The following is a 21,318-nucleotide window of genomic DNA, read 5'->3' as shown; positions in this document are numbered from 1 at the left end:
TGCGCTAGCCTTCGTTGGCAGCGGGCATCAATACACCTCGGGCATCTCTCGCAAGAGCCTCGGCATCCATGGTGCGAACGGCAATTCCGTTTCGCATGGACTGAACTCCCTCGCCGACCACCAAGGCGCCCTCTGGTACTCTGGCGTCAACCAGCACTCTGCCTTCTTGTCTTTGGACCAGGGTGGCAGGTACACGTCGCGCCGTATCGTTTTCTACAATCCAGATATATGCGCCTTCAGCGCCCCATTGAAGAGCTACTTCCGGAACCGCTGGGAAAGCTTTGCCAGTAAGGTTTAGCTCGACTCTGAAGCTCATGCCCGGCCGCAGCAGATCGTCTGTGTTGGGTACCTCAGCACGCGCAGTGAAGGCACGAGAGAGTGGGTCTACGCGGGAGCCCAGATCGACCACAGTTCCTCGCGCCTCGGTTCGCTCTGCGCTCCATACCTCGATGCGTACGGGGTCGCCGGTTTGCAGTCGTCCTACAAAGGCTTCTGGTACATCAAATCTTACGAGTAACACACTGCGATCATCGATCGTGGTGATTTCTGTGGTGGCATCTATACGATCTCCGGCATCGACGTCCGTGATACCCACGAAGCCGTCAAAGGGAGCTGTGATGAATCGTCGCTGGAGCGCGATGCTCGCACGGTCGCGTTCAATGCGCGAACTATCGAGGGTAGTGCGAGCCGTGTCGATGGTGGTTTCTGGGACTGTTCGACCCACACTGCTATTGGCCTGTGTGTAGCGGTCAAGCATGCGTTTGGCATCTGCGAAGCGCAGCTCAGCAAGTTCTAATGCGAGTTTTTCGTCGCGGGAATCCAAGGCGATCAGGATGTCGCCTTTGGTGACACGGTCACCCGGCTGAAAGTTGACCTCAACGACCTCGCCAGCGACCTCTGGAAATAATGATACCGAGCGGTGAGCCCTTGCGGTTCCCACCGCCTCTACGCGCGTTTGCCGCGGTTTCAGTTGGACAGTTTCCACTACCACCGGTACGGCGGCTCTTCCGCGGCTTTCTTGTTGAGGGCTGTTGTCGCCGCTGTCGCCACATGCAACTAGTTGCATAAGCAGCGACGCTGTTAGTGGCACGTACATGAGCGCCCGCAGGGCGGGGCACAGGCTGCGCTTGGGGGACAACATTACTCTTCTCCGCTAATAGGCACGGCAGTCGAATGCCGTAGTAACAATAATACGCCTATTAAGCCTAGGGGGATTACCCTTCATCCGTCGGGGATGCCGTCCCCCTAGACGAGAAAACCTTAAGTGTCACTAAGGCTCTGCTGATTGCTCCTAAGGCTCGTCGGAAACACGAACCACCAGCTTTCCTAGATTCTTGCCCGTGAACAGGCGCTCGAGAGAAGCGGGCGCATTTTCAAGTCCTTCGACGATGTCTGTCTCAAAGTTAATCCTGCCTTCCATAAGCCAGCCGGCCATTGCCTGCATGCCCTCAGGAAAACGATCAAGGTAGTCTAGAATGATGAAGCCTTTTACGAGTGTCCGTCGCATGAGCAAGTTACCGAAGTTGTAAGGCCCGGGTGTTGCATCGGTATCGTTATAGCCCGAGATCAAACCGCACAGAGGCATACGAGAAAAGTCGTTGAGACGCGCTATCACCGCGTCCATGATCTCCCCACCCACATTCTCGAAGTTGATATCAATGCCATCAGGGCAGTGAGTATCTAGCGCTGCACCCACGTCTTGTGTCTTGTAGTTGATGGCAGCATCAAAGCCTGCTTTTTCCGTAAGCCACTGACATTTCTCATCGGAGCCCGCGATACCAACAACGCGACAACCATGAATCTTGCCAATTTGACCGACCATGGATCCTACGGCGCCTGCGGCGGCGGAAACCACTAGCGTGTCTCCGGCTTTGGGCTTGCCGATATCGGTTAGACCGAAGTACGCGGTCATACCCGTTGCACCCAGCGGGCCCATAAAGGCAGTTAAGGGTAGCCCGGGAATTGCCGGTAAAACATTCGCCATTGCGCCCGGGACGTCGTTGTAGCGCGCCCACTCTGCCAGCCCAGTATTGACGATGGCGCCTTCTGCCACCTGCTCGAAGCGGCTTTCTACAACAACGCCAATACTCCCACCGCGCATGCCCTCACCAATTTCTACAGGAGGTAGGTAAGCATCGGCATCACTCATCCAAATACGGTTCGTAGGATCCAGAGAGAGGTAAATCGTTTTTACTCGAACATGCCCGTCTGCCAGTTCTCCCAGCGGGCTTTCTACGAGTTCAAGATCGTTGTCTTTAATATCGCCTACGGGGCGTGCTCGTAGAACCCAGGTCTGATTGTTCGTCATAAGCTGTTCCTTGAATGTATGTTCATTGACTTGTTGTTAATAGCGTACTTTTTAAATGAAACTGTCGATCATGATCTCTACGATGGCGGCTGCCGCCCAGGTAAGAGGTGGAAGGACAGTGAAAAGCAGAATGCGTTTGAGCGCATCCACATCGAAGGGCCAGGCGGGCGCCCGTGCCACACGCTCTCGCATATCCAGCACGGCATCGAGTTGAAAAAGTGTGTTTGCATCTGCTGCAGCGATGTCGCCCTCCGTGATCGCATCGAGGCGGGCATCGAGAGACGCTAAAGTCGTGGTCCTTTGTTCGCGAATCCTCCTGCGAATACCACGAAGAGGCAGCGCGATGATGCCGACCAGAGGTATGAGCCCCCCCAGGACACCGATCAGCACAGGACCGTCCAACGGGTTTTCTCCACCGAGAAAGAGCAGCGCGTAGGCACACAAAAGGCTCGTCATCAGCAATGCAGGGCGGAGTGCAGCGGCCCCGAAAGCGGCGTGCCGTGATGGGCGGAGTAAATCCGGGCTAGTAATCTGTCCCAAAGCAGAGAACAGTCGGGCATTCATGATCAGCGGCGGGACTGTGACGAACATGGCGAGCCACAACAAGACTATGGCGATAAATTGAGGTACCGCAAACTCCCAGGAAGAGCTTTGAATCTCAAGAACGTAAGAGTGCCCTATACCTGCAACGCAGCCGACTACTACCGCGACCCCGACGTCTTTCCCTGTAAAGCGGGCAAGGGCCAAACTGGCGGCCTGAATGTCGTCAGATGACCACGGGATAACCCCGCAAAGGTCTTTTAGGTCTTGGGCCGCCCCTTGAAATACGGGTCTTGAGAACCCGGCGATGATGCCCAGGCTGGTGCCAAAAAAAAGCGCCGAGCCCAAAATGTCATTAAATAGAGCGTTACTAAACTTCATTCCCAGAAGAGGAGACATCATCCCGCAGACGATCAGGAGTCCACAGAGCAAGCCAAAGGCAGTGGGTGGCAAACGACTCCATCTCTGCAGCCGGAGTATAGGGAGCTCCGGGGCTAGGGATCGGGCGGCCAGCTTCTCACTTAGGGCTGTCACGGAGCTCTCAGATCAGCTTCCAAAGGCGTAGGGACCGCCTCGTTCGAGTGCGCGTTTGTAAGCGGGACGAGCGTGTATGCGATCCAAAAAGCCGTCGAGGCGCGGAAAACTCTCAAGTCCGTAAAGTAGCTTGCCTACCTGCGGAACAAACGAAAGCTGTATGTCTGCTGCGCTAAATGTATCTGCGACAAACCAATCCTGATCTGCAAGCGCGCGATCCATGAATCCGAGATGGTTGTCCAATTCACTGTTTATGCGTGGCTGCAAGAGCTCTCCGCCGTCGGGTAGGCGCCCCGTGTACATCTTCAGCATCAAAGGCAGCATCGCGCTCCCTTCTGCATAATGCATCCACTGCAGGTAATTCTCGTAGGCAGGTGTGCCGGGCTCAGGGGCGAGCTGGCCCTTGCCGTAGTGCCGGACGATGTAGTCGATGATGGCGCCGGACTCGATGACTGTATTGACCTCATCGGTAAGCACCGGTGACTTACCCAGGGGGTGTATCTCAAGGAGCTCGGGAGGTGCAAGATTTGTCTCTGCATCACGCTGGTAATTACGGACTTCGTAGTCCACACCCAACTCTTCCAAGAGCCATAGTACGCGTTGAGAGCGTGAGTTATTGAGATGATGGATTGTGACCATTGCTTATCTTCTCCGGTGTGTGCGCAAGCATCATATTGTACGCGCTGATTGGGTGTTTGGGCCGCAAGGCCTGCGGACAAATGTGCAGGGCGGTATCATCGTGTCTGACCTACTGAATTGCAAAAGTGAAACACTCTTATGTCGACTGTTCTGTATGAAACTCACGATCGTGTGGCCACCTTAACGCTCAATCGCCCAGAGCGTCTAAACGCTATTAATGCGAGCCTGCCAGCAGATTTGAGAACAGCGGTAGAGCGCGCGGATGACGATGCCGACGTTCATGTGATTGTACTTCAGGGTGCGGGTAAGGGGTTTTGTGGCGGCTATGATTTGGTGGAGTACGCGCAGACGCCGGGAGAGATGCACGGTAATCAGGAAATGCCCTGGGACCCCACGTTGGACTACGCCATGATGTCTCGTAATACGGAGGACTTCATGTCTCTGTGGCGAGCCACTAAGCCTACGATTTGCAAAATTCATGGCGCGGCGGCGGCAGGTGGGAGTGATATTGCTCTGTGCTGTGACATGATTGTGATGGCCGATGACGCGCGCATCGGCTACCCCCCGGCACGAGTTTGGGGGATCCCTACAACGATGATGTGGGTGTATCGCTTGGGTATCGAGAACGCCAAACGCATGCTGTTTACCGGTGATCTAATCTCCGGTGCAGAAGCGGCTGAGATGGGGTTGATTCAGGCGTCGGTACCTGAAAATGAATTGGATGCGGCTGTGCATGCGCTCTGCGATCGCATCAAGGGTGTTCCCAGAAATCAGCTGATGATGAGCAAAATGGTTGTTAACCAGGCCTACGAGGCGATGGGGCTGGCAAACACTCAACGTTTCGCCAACTTCTTCGACGGCATTGCCCGTCATTCGCCCGAGGGTCTGTGGTTTCGTGAACGTGCCGTGGATGTGGGTTTTAAACAGGCAGTGGCTGAACGTGACTCTGGGGACAACATTGCTGAGGGAGCCAGCAAAAATCTTGGGCCTGCCCGGCCAAGGGAATAGCCGGCCTTGCCCGTGGAATCAGGTTTCCGTGGGCATCTCGCTGTGTTCACCGTTTTCCCAGCTTTTACGTAACTCAAACTTCTGGATTTTTCCCGACCCGGTAAGTGGATAGGCTTCCACTTCAAACCAGTGTCTTGGCGTCTTCTGCGGCGACAGATGCTCTCTCAGGTAGGCAAAGAGTGTGTCTCTGGACAGACTCTCATTGGGTGCAGGGCGGAGAAATACTCCAATTTCTTCGCCCAGACGCTCGCTTGGTAGGCCTACCACTGCGACCTCTCCCACGCTCGGATGCTGGAAGAGCAACTCTTCGATTTCTCTCGGGTAGATGTTCTCCCCGCCGCGAATGATCATGTCCTTGAGCCGGCCCTCGATCTTGCAATATCCGCGTTCGTCCATGGAACAAAGATCCCCCGTGTGAAGCCAGCCGTCTGCATCGATAGTTTTGGCCGTCGCTTCGGGGTTTTCAAAGTACTCATGCATGACGTGGTATCCACGCGTGCAGAACTCTCCCAAAACCCCTACGGGTTGGGTGGCCCCGGTTTCGGTATCTATGATTTTCACTTCTACTCCAGGCATGGCCTGCCCAAGGGTGTAGGCCTTGTCTTCAATACTGTCGTCCGCACGCGTCATGCATGCGACTGGTGAGCACTCCGTTTGTCCAAAGACGATCGTAAAGGGTGCGCCCACGGCTTCCTCGAGTCTTTTTACAAGGTCTGCTGGAACCGTGGAGCCACCGGAGCACAGCGCCTTCACCGCAGATAAATCGCGTTCAGAGAAGCTTGGATGTTCAATCATCGCTATGAGCATCGTGGGAACACCGAGCATCGCTGCCGCGCGATACTCCTCCATGAGCTCCAGAACCAAACCTGGTTCGAATGCCTCGACCAACACTAACGAAGAGCGCTTGGACAAGGCACCCAGCACGGCGAGAACGCAGCCGGCAGTATGGAAGAGTGGCATGATGCCCATGTAGGTCTTGCCGTGTTGCGCTCCCATGATACTCAGCGTGTGAGAGCCGTTGTTCACTAATCCTCGATGATGAAGGAGGGCCCCCTTGGGGAAGCCCGTCGTACCCGAGGTGTACTGGATCATGCAGGCATCTTCGGGGGCAACAGCGGGAAGGTCTTTCTCACCCGCCGTATTCAGGAATTCCTGCCACTCGGTGAACAGCACAACTTTTTTGAGCTCCGGACAACTGGCTCGTGCGGCGTTCAGGTGCTGGAGCATAGGGTTGCCCCGGAATTCGGGTAATAGAAAGATGCCTGCGGCCCGGGACTGGCGCAGCACATAGGCGAGCTCTTCACTTTGATAGGACGGGTTTACTGTTACAAGAACCAGGCCGGCCAGTGCGCAGCCGTACTCCATCATGATCCATTCGGGAATGTTAGGCGCCCAAACTGCTACGCGATCACCCTGTTCGAAGACTTCCAGTAGGGCTCGGGCGGTACGCTCTGACTCCTGTAACAAACTGCTGTAAGTCCATTCTCTGCGAGTCTCGGATTCGGGGGTGCCAGCGACCAGGGCTATCTGCTGTGGGCATTCGGCTGCTGCCTCGCGCAATGCGTCGCCAATAGTGAGGTCCCGAACAGCGGGGGAGTCGGCTCCAATAGAGTAGGATTCGCTTAGCATTGCTTTAGCTCCTTATCGATTATTCAAATTTCCGAGTTGTAAAGCTGGTGATCCGACCAGTCTCTTAGTGGTCCTCATCAACTAGTTCTTGAATCTTCGGCGCGTGTTTTGCTGCCCAGCCATGGCGGTTTTGTTTTATGGCATCGCGTAAAGTGGTCATGAATGCGGCGGTAGACATTCCAACCATCAGAACGCCGTTAATGGCCTGAATTGGGCCCAAAAGCTTTCGTTCATCGCTCATTACAATATCGCCATAACCCAGGGTCGAGAAATTTACCGCTGAGTGGTAGAACGCGGTGCGGTACTCGGAGAATTCTCCAAGGAACTGAAACAAGATTGCCCAAATTGCGACCTGCCCTAAATTGCCGAACATGAGTAAGAACATGACGCCAGACAAAATTGACATGGTCCCGAAGAAAGTGGCGTGATCGAGGGATGACTGCCGATGTGCGTAGTAGAGGAGGGCACGAGTCAAGAGGGCTATCTGTAGCGCCAAACACACCGCCATGGTGGCCACACCGAGAACTAAGTTGGTGAACATTGAAGGGACTCACAAAAAAGACGTGCACCAGCATAGGAAAACGCGAGGCGCTTGCCCAGCCCTACTTTTACAGCAGGGCCAAGTCTAGCTGAGGAACCCCAGAGGCCCGCTTCCTCCATCGACGCTGAAGAATCGATCCGCGTTTGGCAGTACAACGCCAAGATCACTACCACTAACACCAAACCACAGTGCGAGTTCGGCGAAGTATTCATCTACCGATGTGGTGGGCGCATAAATGCCCCGCCCAACATCCAGCGGGTTGCCAGCGTAAATTTCGGGATAGCTGCCGTAGAATTGTCCTCCTTTAACGGCGCCTCCCATAACGAGGTGATGACCTCCCCAGCCGTGATCCGAACCTTTGCCATTTGAGGTTAGCGTGCGTCCAAAGTCGGAGCTTGTAAATGTGGTCACTTGCTCGGCCATTCCCATAGCATTCATCGCGGTTTGAAACTCTAGAAGCCCCATATCAATGCTGGGGAGCATCATCGCTTGATTGTCGATGACATCATCGTGGTGGTCCCAACCGCCCACGGTGATAAAAAAGGTTTGACGACTCGCACCCAGAGAGTCTCTCGCAGCGATTACGCGAGCTACTTGTCGGAGTGCCGCGGAGAAGGGCGTGTTCGAAAAACTTGTTGGTGGCTCGCCTGCTAACGCCAGCGCCTCGACGAACGTCACCTGAGACTCGATGGACGATGCCAGTCGTTTACTGTATTCCCGGCGAAAGATTTTCTCCTGCGTGGCGGCTAAGAGGCTGTCGATGGCAGCGCGGGTGAACTGGCCTCCCTCGTCCGAGTCGTTATAGCCGTCGAGTGCTGGAGCGCCATCCCCAGTCGAGGATATGGCGTAAGGAGTGCTTAAGTTACCGCTTTGAAAAACGTTATTGCCCGCCAGGGACAGGTTCATTGAGATTCCATTGGCGGGGTTACCACCCTCCAAAATGTCAGCTATGCGTCCGCCCCAGCCTTGGGCGATACGTTCGTCAGATACCGCCGTCTGCCACTGTTGTATTTGATCCGAGTGTGAGTAGAGTCCTAACGGCAATGCCGTGCTCCCAGACGCCAAAGCCGCGCTGTCCATGGGTGCGAGTAGTGTTCCTACGTTGGCAATCGTTGCTGCCTGCCCATTTGCAAAAAGAGACTGCACACCCGGCATGCCCGGATGGAGTCCAAAGCTTCGTCCTTCGCCGTCAGTTCCGGGCAAATCGAGGAGAGACTCACGCGGGAGGGCTAAGTCGCTACGGATATCTGCATAGCTGTTATAGAGATCCGTGTCTCTGGGCACGAGCATGTTGTAGGAGTCGTTTCCTCCCGCAAGAAGAATACACACAAGCGCTTTGTAATCCCCCGTGCTCTGAGCGCTCGCCTGCCGCGCCAGACCCAATTGCAATAGGCTGGAGCCGAGGGTTGCGGTCGCTACGCCGAGAGAGCAACTGTGCTTAAGAAAACCTCGACGATTCAGCATTGTGCGATTGTTGGGGCGCATTACGAATACTCTCCGTTCATCAATAGATATCCACCGGATTAGCTCTCGAGTGCATTAGCTTTCCACAGCATAGTCAGGAGAAATCAGTACAAGATAAGCGGCAATACGAATCCTGAGTTCGGGTTCTTCCAGGAGCTCTATCAGTTCGCGGACAGCGTTTCGGGTATCCGCACTCAAAGTGCCGTAAGTGAAGACCGTATCCAGCCGCGTTATCAGGGCATCTACGTCGTCCGCCAGTGGCAAAAAATCACCTAGGGTGAGTCCCGCCTTCAAGAATGGAGGATCGCTGAGGTCGTTTACCAGATCCGCAACCACGGCGTAGCGCATGAGGTTAGATACTTCAACAATGCTATTGCTATTGGTGATTTGTAGCTCCGGTGAGACAAGGCCTTGCTCGGCCAGCTCTCCAATGGGCTGATGTCTGGGCGAGTAAAAGTTAAAAACACTTGGCGCAGAAAGTGGATGCTGTTGAATGAGTTGCTGCACAAAGAAACCGAGATTCGCATAGAAGCCGTCGGGTGAAGAAACTCCAAGTTGTCGGAGCATCGCTGTGTAACGTAGCAGGGGTTCTCGCAGCTTGCCAAAGGAACTCTCAGGGTCCGGCTCCGCCAAGGCCTCGGGGTCAAAGAGAATAGCCCGAAGAATGGCGCGCATATCGCCTCGCTCTCCACTGCCGTTGTTGTCAAAAGCTGCGCTCACCCTGGCGACGTAGTCTGGCGAGGGGTTACTCGTAACGAGTCTCTGTATGAGTTGCTTCCCAAGAAACGGCGCGATGTTGGGGTGCATAAAGAGGTTGTCGATGGCAGCCTCTATATCCGTCAGCCCGTCCTGACCCGCTGGTACTGTAAGGCCTCTTAAAAGTACTTTTTCGCCGGGTTCGTGAAAAGCGTCAAACATACGCATAGGCTCGGTGAAGTTGTAACGATCGGAACCGAAGCGATTGTTTTCCCCGCCCCAGGAAAGACCAGTAAAGATTTTTGCGAATTCCCGTATGTCGTTGTTATCGTAGGTCGGGACGGGCTGTCCGTCAGAACCCAATTGCTCACTGCCGTCCGCGTTCAATTCAAAGAGGCCGATGGAAAAAAGCTGCATGGCTTCTCTCGCGTAGTTCTCGTCAGGAAAAGTGCCACTTTCCGGATCGCTACGGGCGTTGTTGACGTGGCTGAGGTAAAGACCCATTGCGGGATGCAGAGTGACGTCCCTTAGCAAATCTCGAACATTGCCAAAGGCGTGGCTGAGCAGCATGTCGTAATAGTTGCTTGTGCCAAAGGGGCTTAGAAGCAGGGCGTTGACCTCATCAGAGATAACGAATATCTGACTAAGAGAGTAGGCGACCCGTTGGCGTAACTGGTCTTCAGCGGTGATGGTTGTGTGCCACCAGGCCATGCGGCCATAGACCGCTGCCAGATTGTCGTTGTCCTGGCTTTGCCTGAGCGCGTCAAATTCGCCTGCGGCTTCTCGTGCCAGCAGAATTTCCACTTCAGCATCGTGAGAAGTTAAGGGGAGTTCAAACTGTTCCTCGATCCACTCTTCCTGGCCTACGGTCTCTATGCGTTCAATAGTTTTGAAGTCCGCACCAAAAGTGGCGCGGGAAGCGAGTCGAGATGCTCCCATGATGCCCCGCAACTCGGGCGGGAAGTCCTGCGTGGGTGGGACTTCGCTTTCAGGCGTGTCGCTCGAATCAGTGGTGGGCGGGGAGGGCGGAGCCGCGACTGGCGTTGCGTCAGGAGTTGCGGCACTGCCGCCGCCAGAACCGCCGCCACAGGCCGAAATGCCCAGAAGAAGCATGGCCAAGCAGCTTCTTCTGAGCAAGCCCTTCACGGGGCTCATTACTGCGGTCCCTCTAGCCAGTCATCTTCGTCGTCAAAGGGGCGTTCCTCTTCCTGCGTCTGCGAGCCCGGATTCAGTGACGCCATACAGGCGTCAATGGCGGGTTGGGCTGCGCGATAGCTGACGGCGAGCTTTGCTTTGACCGCCAATCGTGCAGACAACCCGATGTCGTTGCTGTACAGAAGCTGGGAGCTGAGCTCCCGGGTGGTTTCACTCATGGGGACGGCGCAGGCATGCAGGGGGAGCACGGCATTTAGTTGATCTAGCATGGTGTCTGCGTACATGAAGATCTCCCGTGTGTCGTCAAAGTACATGTAGTCCACTTTTCCATCGATATCGAGGTCTGAGATGCACAAAACGTAGATGAAGAAAGACTCGCAGTGTTCTTTACCTGGCGGACGCATATCATCTGGCGTGCTCGCGCAGCCCGCGAGCCAGATGGCAAAGAAAAACACTGTGAGGTAACGAAGCAAGGTAGGAAGCTGCCTGCAAACCTGTAGTTGGCGGAAGGAAGGGTTCTGTGACTCAACATGATAGTGGGTTGTGGCATGAGTTTCCTAGATGCTAGATAGTTGTTATTGACATCCTCTACGCACAACATGCGCTAAGCTGTCGCGACAAGTTTGAGTTTTTTTAGGTGTGGCATGACAACAGACACTTCCAGAGCCCTGACACTAGTCTGCGGCAACCGAAATTACTCTTCCTGGTCGTTGCGAGCATGGTTGTGCATGCGCAAGGCTGGTTTGGATCCAGATGTGGTGGTCTTGCCCATGGATACACCTGAATTTGAGGATCGTATCGCGCAGTATTCACCGACGAGACGCGTCCCGGTACTTTGGATCGACGATGAGTGGGTGTGGGATTCTTTAGCGATAGCGGAGACTGTCAACGAACGCTACGCCGATGCAAAGATGTGGCCGACGGACGAGGGCTTGCGTGCGTTTGGACGCGCCATGGCGGCCGAGATGCACAGCGGCTTTGGCGCCTTGCGCCATGCGCTGCCAATGAACTGTCGGGCGAGGCAGCGAAGCGTCCTTGTCTCAGCGGATGTTCGCAGCGACATTGATAGACTCTGTGAGCTTTGGCGGCAGGCCAAAGCAAAAAGTGGGAGTGGTACCTGGCTCCTTGGCGACTTTAGTATTGTGGACGCCATGTTTGCGCCGGTGGCCCTGCGTTTTAGAGCCTACGAGCTTGAGCTTCCCGAAAATGCCAAGCAATATCTCGCCCATTGGCTTGCAGACGCTGATTTACAGGCTTGGATCGCCCTTGCCGAAGAGGAGTCGTGGGTTATCCACCATGAAGAAGTTGGTGACGGAGCGTCACCGCAGTAATTGTTCAATAGATAATAAATATGCGTTGATTTGGAGATCATAGATGCAGCTAAGCAAAGCTAAGAAAGCCACTCTTTGTGGCACCTTGCGCAACACCGCTGGCCACACCTCTCGCAACACCGCTCGCAACAACACGCGTAACGGCATCCGCAGCACTCTTTGTGGCGCTTTGTGCGCAGTCACATCGCTAGCTGGCGTTGCAGCGCCGGACAAGGTTTTCTTCGGTGGCCCGGTCATCACCATGGATGCGGGTGGCAGCGTTGTGGAGGCTTTGGCAGTAGAGGATGGGCGGATTGTCGCAGTGGGTGACAGCGCAACCGTGCTCGCGCTTGCCGACGGAAAAACTCAGCGTATTGACCTTGATGGTGCGCCTTTGCTTCCAGGTTTTGTGGACTCTCACAGCCATGCAAATTTTATCGGGCTCCAGGCGATGAGCGGTAACATCTTGCCGCCACCGGATGGGGGTGGTGCGAGCGTTGCCGATATCCAGCGTATTCTCCGCGATTACATGAAGTCAGAGCCCGCTTTAGAACGTGAGCTGGGTTGGGTGATTGGCTTTGGCTACGACGACTCACAGCTAGCAGAGCAACGCCACCCCACGCGACAGGAGATGGATGCAGTCTCCAGCGAAGTCCCGATTCTTCTGATCCACCAATCGGGACATTTGGGGGTCGCTAACAGCCTCGGTCTCAAATTAGCGGGTGTTGGGCCTGATACGCCGGACCCTGACGGAGGAGCGTTCCGTCGAGAGAGTGACGGCAAGCAGCCTAACGGCGTCGCCGAAGAGTATGCGTTTTTCCGTTTGATTTTTTCTGCTCTGGCGGCAAGTAGTGAGGATCTTCAGGACAGAATGTCGCTTGCCGGCGCTGCCACCATGGCTAGCTATGGCTATACCACTGCGCAGGAGGGACGAGCTAACCCTGAGGGGATGGCGTCGCTACAACGTGTTGCAGAGAGGGGGGAGCTAAAGATCGATCTTGTGTCCTACCCGGACATGCTGATGCTGGAAGACGTATCTACATCTCGGTCTTATGAAAATCGTTACCGAGTGGGCGGTGTAAAGCTCACTATCGATGGCTCGCCACAGGGGAAGACGGCATGGTTAAGTCACGCCTATCATGTTCCACCAGAGGGTCAGGAAGAAGACTATGTTGGTTATCCGGCCATCGACGTGAATACGGTCAATAGTAATGTCATGCGCGCCTTCGAAAACGGGTGGCAGATCCTTGTACACTCTAATGGTGACGCGGCGACAGATACCTTACTCACTGCCGTCCGTATGGCGCGAGAGAAGTATCCGGATGCCGAGATTCGGCCCGTACTGATTCATGGGCAGGTGTTGCGAAAAGAGCAGGTAGCCGGCCTGGATGAGCTGGGCATTTTCCCGTCGCTTTTTCCCATGCATACCTTTTACTGGGGAGACTGGCATCGAGATTCGGTGCTAGGTCCCGAGCGCGCGCAGAACATTTCTCCCACGGGCTGGGTGCTAGAGCGCGGGATGATGTTTGGGTCTCATCACGATGCTCCGGTGGCTAACCCGGATTCGATGCGCGTGCTCTCCGCTACAGTCACTCGCACCACGCGTAGCGGCGAAGTGCTGGGTCCCCAGCATCGCGTCGATGTGATGACCGGCTTGCGTGCGCTCACTATTTGGCCTGCCTGGCAGCACTTTGAAGAGGGCAGCAAAGGTAGTCTCGAAGTTGGGAAGCTAGCGGACCTGGTGGTCTTGTCTGAAAACCCGCTAGCTGTTGATACGAGCCGTCTCGCGGACCTGAAGGTCTTAACAACATACAAAGAAGGGCAGGTGGTTTATCAGAGAGGTGAGTAAGGATTTGCAGCTAAGCGGGCAATTTTTTGTGAGTGGCGTTCAGCTATGGCGCTAGCTGCTACAAGCTTCGAAGAAGCGGTTTATGAGCCGTTTACCCGCTCCTCTACTGAGGAGGGAATTGCAGTCCTCCAGGAACGGTTTTCCCGAGACGGATACTTGTACTTGCCGGCTGCTTTACGTGCGTCCGTGGCACCGGTCCTTAGTGACATGTTATCGGTACTGGCTCCCCACATTCATTGGGATGACAGTGTCGGTACGCCAGTGCTTGCAGGAGAGCCGTTTTTTGAAAGCGACCCTCTATGGGATTCGCTGTACCCGGAGATACAGGCACTGGAGTCGCTTCACAGACTGTTCCATAGCGCTGAGGTGCAGCAGCTTATGGCTTTGGTAGCAGGGGAAGAAACTTTCGTTTATCCGATGAAGATGGCGCGCATCGCCGCGCCGCGAAAGCTGGGCTTTGAGACGCCGCCACACCAGGACGCCTTTTCTCATCACGCCGGCCCTAGCATGGCGGGCATCTGGGTTGCGCTTCATGACGCAGATACGGACATGGGGCGTCTGACGATTTTACCCGGTTCGCATGTGCATGGCGTTCGGAAGGTGTTTGAAGCGCAGGGCGTTGGAGGGGTTCAGTGCGAAATTTATCCCAAGGAAACGTTGTGGCACGTCTCGGATGTCACTGCGGGGGATGTGATTCTTTTTCATTCTCAAACGGTACACAGAGCCCAGCCCAACGTTGATGCTAAACGCGTTCGTTTGAGTATCGATACGCGATTTTGCGACTACGGCGCGCCGGTCTTTTCTACCAACCTGGAGCCTCATCACGGTTGGCGGATTCCCCGGCTTGATTGGGATTATGTGTATCGAGACTGGCAGCAGCGCGATCTGTGTCACTACTGGCGAGATTACCCGGCCTTGTTCTAGCTGCGCCGCCAGCTAACCTATGAGCCGTGTAGGTGGACCTAAGCCACGACTAAGCCACGACTAAGCCACGATTAAGCGACGATGTCTCGGGCTGAGACAAAGGCTGCTATAGCTCGATCCAGATCTTCTTGTGTGAGCGCTGCGGACATTTGCGTTCGAATTCGCGCTTGACCTTTGGGTACCACGGGAAAGGAAAACGCGACAACGTGAACCCCTTGAGCGCGGATATATTCCGCCATCTTTGCGGCCTTGTTCGCATCGTGAAGCATGACCGGAATGATGGGGTGATCGCCCGGGAGTAACTCAAAACTCTCGGCTTCCAGTGCTCGTCTGAAATATGCAGAGTTCTCTTTGAGTGCCCTACGTAGTTCAGGCTGAGTATCCACGAGTTCCAGAGCGCGAAGGGCGCCAGCGACTACCGGCGGTGCAACCGTGTTGGAAAACAGGTACGGCCGCGAGCGTTGGCGGAGCAGTTGGACAACCTCTGTGCGAGCTGCAGTAAAACCACCGCTCGCTCCGCCCAAAGCTTTTCCGAGGGTTCCTGTAATGATGTCCACGCGATCCATGCACTGGTGGTATTCGTGAGTGCCTCGTCCATGCGCGCCAAGGAATCCCGTGGCATGACAGTCGTCAAAGTGCACAAGTGCTTCGTACTGTTCAGCAAGATCACAGATACGATCCAAGCGAGCAATACTCCCATCCATGGAGAACACACCGTCGGTGGTGATGAGTTTGAAGCGGGCACCCGCGGCGTCGGCCGCTTGAAGCTGCGCCTCCAGCTCCACCATGTCGTTATTGGCATAGCGATAACGTTGCGCTTTACATAGACGCACGCCGTCAATGATGCTCGCATGATTGAGGGCGTCAGAGATGACGGCGTCCTCGGGGCCTAAAAGAGTTTCGAATAGACCGCCGTTGGCGTCGAAGCCGGACGGATAGAGAATGCAATCTTCAAGTCCGAGAAATTTTGCGAGGGCCTCTTCCAAATCTTTGTGCACGCTTTGGGTGCCGCAGATAAAGCGCACGGAGGCCATACCGTAGCCCCAGTCCTCGAGACCCTTCGCCGCGGCGGCTTTCACTTCAGGATGTTCCGCCAATCCGAGGTAATTGTTGGCACAGAGATTAAGTACATTCTCCCTGCCTTCTATAGCGACATGGGCACCCTGAGCACTGGTAAACTCGATTTCTTCCTTATAGAGACCTGCGTCGCGAATCTCTTGTAATTCCCTGCATAGGTGCTCTTTAAAGTTGCCGTACATAGACTACTTCCCTGGCTGTTTTTCTGCCGCTTGTTGGTTCATTAATCCCAATTGAGAACAACTTTACTCGCGCTGCCATCGTTCATCGCCTTAAAACCCGCGTCGAAATCCGAGAAAGGCATACGATGGGTAATGACGCCGCTGATATCCAGGCCGGTCTGGATCATTACGGACATTTTGTACCAGGTCTCATACATTTCGCGGCCATAGATGCCTTTTAGCGTGAGCATGTTGAAAATCACCCGACTCCAGTCGATCGCGGTATTTTCCGCGGGGATGCCAAGCATGGCAATTTTGCCTCCGTGGCATAGGTGGGTAATCTGATCATTGAGTGCCTGAGGATTGCCGGACATCTCAAGTCCCACATCAAAGCCCTCACGCATCCCCAGTTCCTGTTGCACATCCGCGAGAGATTCCTTCGCCACGTTTACCGTTCGCGTAGCACCCAGGTTTGCGGCAAGTGCGAGACGCTCATCGATGACATCAGTAATCACAACGTGCCGGGCGCCCGCATGACGACAGACTGCTGCGGCCATGGAGCCAATCGGTCCAGCACCGGTTATCAGCACGTCTTCACCCAAGAGGTCGAATTGCAGCGCGGTGTGTACCGCGTTGCCCAGAGGATCAAAGAGGGAAGCAACATCCAGGTCGATACCGGGGGCGTGCTCCCACACATTGGACATGGGCAGGCTGAGGTACTCCGCAAATGCGCCGGGACGGTCGACACCGATGCCGCTGTTGTCGTTACACAGGTGACGACGGCCCGCCATGCAGTTACGACAGCGTCCGCAGACGACATGACCTTCACCAGAAACAATTTGTCCCGCTTTGAAGTCGTTGACGTTGCTGCCGACGTCGACAATTTCTCCCACAAACTCGTGACCCACAACCATGGGGACAGGAATGGTACGTTTCGCCCAATCGTCCCAGTTATAGATGTGCATGTCGGTGCCGCAGATCGCAGTACGGCGTACCTTGATCAGCACATCATTGATGCCCGGTTTCGGCGGGGGGACGTCCTCCAGCCAGAGGCCTTGAGTCGCTTCTCGTTTCACTAGGGCGCGCATGACTTTCCAATATAAGAGAATAATTCCTTTATTTTGTACTTGATGATGAAGTATGGCAAGCCTGAACCACACAATTTCGCAAAAAACCGTCATCTTGCGCCCCCTATCGTCTCGACTGATCATAGGCCTCTCTTAATTTGGGACTCTTTTATGCATCAATTTTCCGCCCGATTGTTCAGGGGCCGTCCGCAGCGAATACGCGTTAAGTTCCTAAGACCGATGTTGCTGAGCCTGCTGCTGTTGATGGGTTGCACGGTCGGTGCCACGAGAGGCATGCCTTTTAAACTTGAGGTTGCAACCAGCTATGAGGGACAGCTGCCCTGTGCGAGTTGCCCTGGCGTGTTGTGGCAGCTGGATATGTGGCCGGACGGACGTTTCCACTTGCGGCAGGAGTACCTTGATCGCAATGCAGTGAATGGCAGGATAGGGCAGTGGCGCTATGAGGCTGCGCAGCAACGTCTCGTTTTGCTCGCATCAGGTCATGACAGGGTGTTCTTGTCGGTTGTTGGTGCAGATGAATTGCGTCTGCTCGATCGTACCGGGGAGTCGATAGAGTCAGAATTAAATTATGGGTTAAGGCGACAGGCTGTGTTTGATACCAGCGAGTTTGCGATCTCCCTGAGGGGAGAGTTTCGTTACTTTGCAGACGCTGCCAGTTTTACAGATTGTGCATCGGGCTTTCGCTATCCGGTGATTATGGGCGAGAACTTCTTGGAGCTTGAGCGTGGATACCTCGCTCAGAAGCTTGGAGCAGGGAAGCCTTGGACTATCCGTATCGATGCCCAAATACTGAATGAGCAGGCTATGGAGGGGGAGGGGCCTCCACAGTCTGTTCTGATAGAGGGCTTCTCGGCCGATGTCGAAAAGGCATGTTCCTACAGAGAGAAAGCCGCCCCCTGACTAGTGGTCGGAATCCCTCTAGCCAGCAAAGCCCTCACCAGAGTGATCTTCACCAAAGCGAATTAGGCGACTATCGTCCACGGCGACGGTTCTGTGGATAACAATGGCCTGGTAATCCGGATTGGTCACCATAGCCAAAAATGCCCCTGCATTGGGGTAGCGGGCAACGAATGCGATGTCCCAGTGTTTGTCTGTGGGCCCAGTGAGCATGCATTCTTGGTGTCCGCGCCACATGATCTCGCCACCAAGCTCTCTAAAGATCGGACCACTGTGTTCGCCGTAGCGCCGATAGGCCTCGGCGCCGCTGCAAGTTTCACCGTCAGGGTACGTCGCCGTCTCATTGAGACGAATCAGATTGAGCATCATGATCGGCGTATCTCGTGGAAGCGCCTTGAAGGCATTAAATTGCTCTCGGGAGGGGTCTATGTGTTTCATGCTTCGTCTCCAGCCAGTGAAACTTCAAATCCATAGCGTGGGAAGTGTACGTTTACGCGGCCAGCGCGGTCATCCTCCCGGGCTATGACAATGTGTTTGTCATCCGCTGCTACCAGCGAGCCGACAACCGCTTGAAATCCATAGTCCGTGGGCAAGACCTGCACTCGCGCGCCTGCACCGGCGTCCAACAAAGGATCTACGCTAGCGTGCTCAATAGGCGCAGGCTCTGTATCTCTGGCGATAGTGATTGCCTCATCGCTACTGATAGTGGTCACGAGCTTCCCATCACTGAAGGCAGTCATTTTCTCTAACCACGCGTCAACAGCGGGGTAGCCTTCAAAATAATGTCGAAGTACTTCCTGTCGGTGAACAAACCAGCAGAGGTGCCAAGTGGAAAAATCAAGAATGCTTGGCGTATCACCGCCAAGATAGGGCATGCCCGCCAGGCTCCGCTCCATTGCTCGCATATGCTCTTTAAACACAGCTTCAGCCCGAGACAAAGGAACAGCGAGGCCGGGACTACCGCTGGTAAATGCCGCACGGTCTTTTACAAACGCCTCTGCAGCTCCAGGATCCTGAAAACGTGGATTCGCTGCAATGGCCGCCGGCTGAAAAACCAAACCGACGCATACACGAAAGAACTCACTGTCGGTCCAGCGTGCAGCTGCGATCGTTTGGGCAAGCCCCGACCCTGAGAACAGTTCGGATTGGGCGCTATGGGTATCAATGATCTCAGCGATTAGCGCGGTGTCGCAGTAGATATCAGCGCCCAGCTGCATCACCGGTGTTCTGCGATATCCGCCGGTTAGCGCGATGAGGTCGGGCTTGGGCATGATCGCGGGGATATCGACACTCCTGTAAGGCAGCGCGGCATAACCCAGGATGGCGCGCACTTTTTCGGAGAATGGGGAGTCCGCATACTGATGCAGGATGAGGTCGCTCATGCGAAAGATCCTTGGAAGAAAACGTTACTCTCGCAGACCGATGATTCTTCGTCTAGTGCTACTGGCCGTGTACTCGCCACGGTGCTAGCCTCTTGGCATGTTGTCCGCAATAAATGAGCGCGAGCGTGAGTAAAAAGTCCCCAATAGAGAATTCGTACACCCGACACCTGAGCACACGGATCGTGCATGCGGGGCGTCCGGATCCGCGTGTGGTAACCAGTCCGGTGTTCCATGCCTCGACCGTGTTGTTTCAGGACTATGCGGAGTTTAAGGCCCGGGAGGCCGCGCCTCTGGATCGGGAGCACATGTACTACGGACGTATGGGGACGCCCACCACGCGTGCTCTGGAAGACGCAGTCTGTGAACTGGATGGTAGCGTCGGAGCGGTGCTCTCAACGTCGGGTACAGCCTCGATGGCCAGTATTCTCAACTGCTTTTTATCACCGGGCGATCACCTGCTTATGGTCGACAGCGTCTATGGACCTACGCGAAAGTTCTGTGTGGGCAGCCTTGCGCGCCGGGGCGTCAGAACGACGTTTTATGACCCTTTGATGAGCGACGATCTGGAATCACTCGTAGAAGACAGTACGCGGATGATTTTCATGGAGTCTCCAGGGTCTGCCACCTTTGAGATTCAGGATGTTCCCGCGATCGTTGCCGTCGCAAAAAAACACGGTCTGCTCACCGCGATCGATAACACATGGGCAACTCCTTTGTTGTTTGATCCCTTGGATTTTGACGTGGATCTTTCCATGCAATCAGGCACCAAATATCTCAATGGGCATGCGGACTGCCTATTTGGGGTGACCACAACTCGGAGTCCCGAACTGTATACCCAGTTACACCATCACACTCTGGCACACGGAATGCACCTGGCTCCCGATGACGCCAGCTTGGCGCTACGGGGCATGCGCACACTGGCGATTAGATTAGAGGCTCATGATCGGGGGGCACGAACGGTTGCCAATTGGTTAGAAACCCAGCCCCGGGTGACTCGGCTCCTCCATCCGGCGTGGGAGTCCTGCCCCGGACACGAAATTTTCGAGCGTGATTTTCAGGGGGCTAACGGGCTCTTTGGTACGATCGTGCGGCGAGAAGATGAGGCAGCGCTTGCCGCTTTTATCGATGCTCTTGAGTTGTTTGGCGTGGGCTTTTCCTGGGGCGGGTTTGAGAGTCTCTGCCTGCCAATGCAGGCTACGCGGAATCTACCTAGCGTGGCCTTGGCCGACGACGAGGTGTTGATTCGCTTGCACATAGGGCTTGAGCACCCGGACGATCTTATTGCGGATTTGGCTAGGGGCTTTGCTGCAATGGACAGGCTTGAGCGTTAAGCCTGGTCAGTTCGGTTTGCGAAAGCGAGGAAGTCCTCGCGAAGTGCTTTTGCGGCGACCGCAATAATTTCTTCTCCCGCAGCGACTGTCGCTTGGGTCGGGTCAGATCCAATACGTCCGTCGGCAAAGCGTCGACGATAGTCGTCGGCATCGGTGAAGCCACCGCTGGGAGCTACCTTCGGAGTGAGCTCTATATTACGAACCTGTTCCGGGTACGCTGCATAAGTCACCGCAACTTCCGACGCTGTGGCGTGGGAGCCTTCATGTTTTGGATGCAAGCGCCGGCAAGTGCTCATAACATCGGGTAGTTCCCACCAGTTGCGCTGCTTCATGGTCAGAGCGGGTATGCTGGAGTCGGCTCCTGCAAAACTGCGCTCGGCGTAGACTTCGGCAAATGCTGCGGCGATCGTCGCAATGTTGCCCCCATGGCCATTAATCCAGTAGATCCGCTCGAAGCCATGGCGCCGGAGTGATGAGCTCCAGTCGACGATGGCCGCGATCATAGTGCTGGGGCGAAGGGTCATACTTCCCGGGAACCCCAGATGATGTTGGGCACAGCCAACACTGAAGGTCGGTCCCACAAGAATGTCAGGATTGTCCGAAGCGGCCGCCTCTGCGATCACCGTAGGGCAGATGGCATCGGTGCCGATGAGTCCGGTGGGGCCGTGTTGCTCCATAGATCCGATGGGCAAGATGATGCTGCGGCTGCGCTTAAGATAGGCTTCCACGTCGCACCAGGTAGAAAGTGCCATGAGCATGTCCGGCTCCTTAGTTGAATGATGGGG

Annotated in this window: 20 protein-coding genes; 6 read left to right on the top strand and 14 right to left on the bottom strand. The window is 55.1% G+C overall.

What is annotated here, in order from left to right:
- Window positions 1-4 precede the first annotated feature (4 nt).
- The 4 genes from AB8B76_RS04880 to AB8B76_RS04865 all read right to left on the bottom strand — a co-directional run bounded on the left by AB8B76_RS04880 (window position 5) and on the right by AB8B76_RS04865 (window position 4,021).
- Window positions 5-1,141, bottom strand: coding sequence for an efflux RND transporter periplasmic adaptor subunit (locus AB8B76_RS04880; RefSeq protein WP_405270823.1), 1,137 nt, complete (start codon window positions 1,139-1,141; stop codon window positions 5-7).
- Window positions 1,142-1,291: 150 nt separating this feature from the next.
- A complete protein-coding gene (locus AB8B76_RS04875; RefSeq protein WP_405270821.1) occupies window positions 1,292-2,308 on the bottom strand; it encodes an NADP-dependent oxidoreductase in 1,017 nt (338 codons plus the stop codon).
- Between the two features lie 51 nt (window positions 2,309-2,359).
- A complete protein-coding gene (locus tag AB8B76_RS04870; RefSeq protein ID WP_405270819.1) occupies window positions 2,360-3,382 on the bottom strand; it encodes a hypothetical protein in 1,023 nt (340 codons plus the stop codon).
- Window positions 3,383-3,394: 12 nt separating this feature from the next.
- A complete protein-coding gene (locus tag AB8B76_RS04865; protein WP_405270817.1) occupies window positions 3,395-4,021 on the bottom strand; it encodes a glutathione S-transferase family protein in 627 nt (208 codons plus the stop codon).
- Window positions 4,022-4,159: 138 nt separating this feature from the next.
- Between AB8B76_RS04865 and AB8B76_RS04860 the strand changes: the two genes are divergently transcribed.
- The gene (locus AB8B76_RS04860; RefSeq protein WP_405270815.1) at window positions 4,160-5,029 is read left to right on the top strand and encodes a crotonase/enoyl-CoA hydratase family protein; all 870 of its coding nucleotides are present in this window, start codon (window positions 4,160-4,162) and stop codon (window positions 5,027-5,029) included.
- Between the two features lie 18 nt (window positions 5,030-5,047).
- Here AB8B76_RS04860 and AB8B76_RS04855 read toward each other — a convergent pair whose 3' ends face one another.
- The 5 genes from AB8B76_RS04855 to AB8B76_RS04835 all read right to left on the bottom strand — a co-directional run bounded on the left by AB8B76_RS04855 (window position 5,048) and on the right by AB8B76_RS04835 (window position 10,987).
- Entirely contained in the window at window positions 5,048-6,658 is a 1,611-nt protein-coding gene (locus AB8B76_RS04855) for an AMP-binding protein (protein WP_405270813.1), read from the bottom strand.
- Window positions 6,659-6,722: 64 nt separating this feature from the next.
- On the bottom strand, window positions 6,723-7,199 hold the full coding sequence (locus tag AB8B76_RS04850; RefSeq protein WP_405270811.1) for an ion channel: 477 nt from the start codon (window positions 7,197-7,199) through the stop codon (window positions 6,723-6,725).
- A gap of 84 nt (window positions 7,200-7,283) precedes the next feature.
- The gene (locus AB8B76_RS04845; RefSeq protein WP_405270809.1) at window positions 7,284-8,684 is read right to left on the bottom strand and encodes a DUF1501 domain-containing protein; all 1,401 of its coding nucleotides are present in this window, start codon (window positions 8,682-8,684) and stop codon (window positions 7,284-7,286) included.
- 54 nt (window positions 8,685-8,738) lie between these two features.
- Window positions 8,739-10,514, bottom strand: coding sequence for a DUF1800 family protein (locus AB8B76_RS04840; protein ID WP_405270807.1), 1,776 nt, complete (start codon window positions 10,512-10,514; stop codon window positions 8,739-8,741).
- Window positions 10,514-10,987, bottom strand: a complete 474-nt coding sequence (locus AB8B76_RS04835; RefSeq protein WP_405270805.1) for a hypothetical protein — start codon at window positions 10,985-10,987, stop codon at window positions 10,514-10,516. Before AB8B76_RS04835 ends, AB8B76_RS04840 begins: the two co-directional genes overlap by 1 nt.
- Window positions 10,988-11,158: 171 nt before the next feature.
- On the opposite strand from AB8B76_RS04835, the gene AB8B76_RS04830 reads away from it, so the two are divergent.
- Genes AB8B76_RS04830 through AB8B76_RS04820 form a run of 3 tightly spaced genes read left to right on the top strand, consistent with a single transcriptional unit; the run spans window position 11,159 to window position 14,597 of the window.
- Window positions 11,159-11,845: a glutathione S-transferase family protein gene (locus AB8B76_RS04830; protein WP_405270803.1), complete on the top strand. Its 687-nt coding sequence runs from the start codon at window positions 11,159-11,161 to the stop codon at window positions 11,843-11,845.
- Window positions 11,846-11,888: 43 nt separating this feature from the next.
- Window positions 11,889-13,673, top strand: a complete 1,785-nt coding sequence (locus AB8B76_RS04825) for an amidohydrolase (protein WP_405270802.1) — start codon at window positions 11,889-11,891, stop codon at window positions 13,671-13,673.
- 45 nt (window positions 13,674-13,718) lie between these two features.
- Window positions 13,719-14,597: a phytanoyl-CoA dioxygenase family protein gene (locus tag AB8B76_RS04820; protein WP_405270800.1), complete on the top strand. Its 879-nt coding sequence runs from the start codon at window positions 13,719-13,721 to the stop codon at window positions 14,595-14,597.
- Window positions 14,598-14,668: 71 nt separating this feature from the next.
- Here AB8B76_RS04820 and AB8B76_RS04815 read toward each other — a convergent pair whose 3' ends face one another.
- The gene (locus tag AB8B76_RS04815; RefSeq protein ID WP_405270799.1) at window positions 14,669-15,856 is read right to left on the bottom strand and encodes a glycine C-acetyltransferase; all 1,188 of its coding nucleotides are present in this window, start codon (window positions 15,854-15,856) and stop codon (window positions 14,669-14,671) included.
- A 41-nt stretch (window positions 15,857-15,897) separates the two neighbouring features.
- Entirely contained in the window at window positions 15,898-16,923 is a 1,026-nt protein-coding gene (gene tdh, locus AB8B76_RS04810) for an L-threonine 3-dehydrogenase (RefSeq protein WP_405270797.1), read from the bottom strand.
- A 150-nt stretch (window positions 16,924-17,073) separates the two neighbouring features.
- On the opposite strand from tdh, the gene AB8B76_RS04805 reads away from it, so the two are divergent.
- Window positions 17,074-17,823: a copper resistance protein NlpE N-terminal domain-containing protein gene (locus AB8B76_RS04805; RefSeq protein WP_405270795.1), complete on the top strand. Its 750-nt coding sequence runs from the start codon at window positions 17,074-17,076 to the stop codon at window positions 17,821-17,823.
- Window positions 17,824-17,841: 18 nt separating this feature from the next.
- Here the strand turns inward: AB8B76_RS04805 and AB8B76_RS04800 are convergent, their stop codons facing one another.
- Both AB8B76_RS04800 and AB8B76_RS04795 read right to left on the bottom strand, forming a co-directional pair.
- Window positions 17,842-18,258: a DUF1330 domain-containing protein gene (locus AB8B76_RS04800; RefSeq protein WP_405270793.1), complete on the bottom strand. Its 417-nt coding sequence runs from the start codon at window positions 18,256-18,258 to the stop codon at window positions 17,842-17,844.
- Window positions 18,255-19,202, bottom strand: a complete 948-nt coding sequence (locus AB8B76_RS04795) for a glutathione S-transferase family protein (protein ID WP_405270791.1) — start codon at window positions 19,200-19,202, stop codon at window positions 18,255-18,257. The genes AB8B76_RS04800 and AB8B76_RS04795 overlap by 4 nt, the downstream gene beginning before the upstream one ends.
- Window positions 19,203-19,327: 125 nt before the next feature.
- On the opposite strand from AB8B76_RS04795, the gene metC reads away from it, so the two are divergent.
- A complete protein-coding gene (gene metC, locus AB8B76_RS04790) occupies window positions 19,328-20,533 on the top strand; it encodes a cystathionine beta-lyase (RefSeq protein WP_405270790.1) in 1,206 nt (401 codons plus the stop codon).
- Here metC and AB8B76_RS04785 read toward each other — a convergent pair.
- On the bottom strand, window positions 20,530-21,291 hold the full coding sequence (locus AB8B76_RS04785) for a creatininase family protein (RefSeq protein WP_405270788.1): 762 nt from the start codon (window positions 21,289-21,291) through the stop codon (window positions 20,530-20,532). The genes metC and AB8B76_RS04785 overlap by 4 nt on opposite strands.
- Window positions 21,292-21,318 lie beyond the last annotated feature (27 nt).

Source organism: Congregibacter sp. (genome assembly GCF_045107095.1).
Taxonomy (GTDB): Bacteria; Pseudomonadota; Gammaproteobacteria; order Pseudomonadales; family Halieaceae; genus Congregibacter.
Note: the sequence above shows the minus strand (reverse complement) of the source record. Positions and strands in the feature narration are given on the sequence as shown.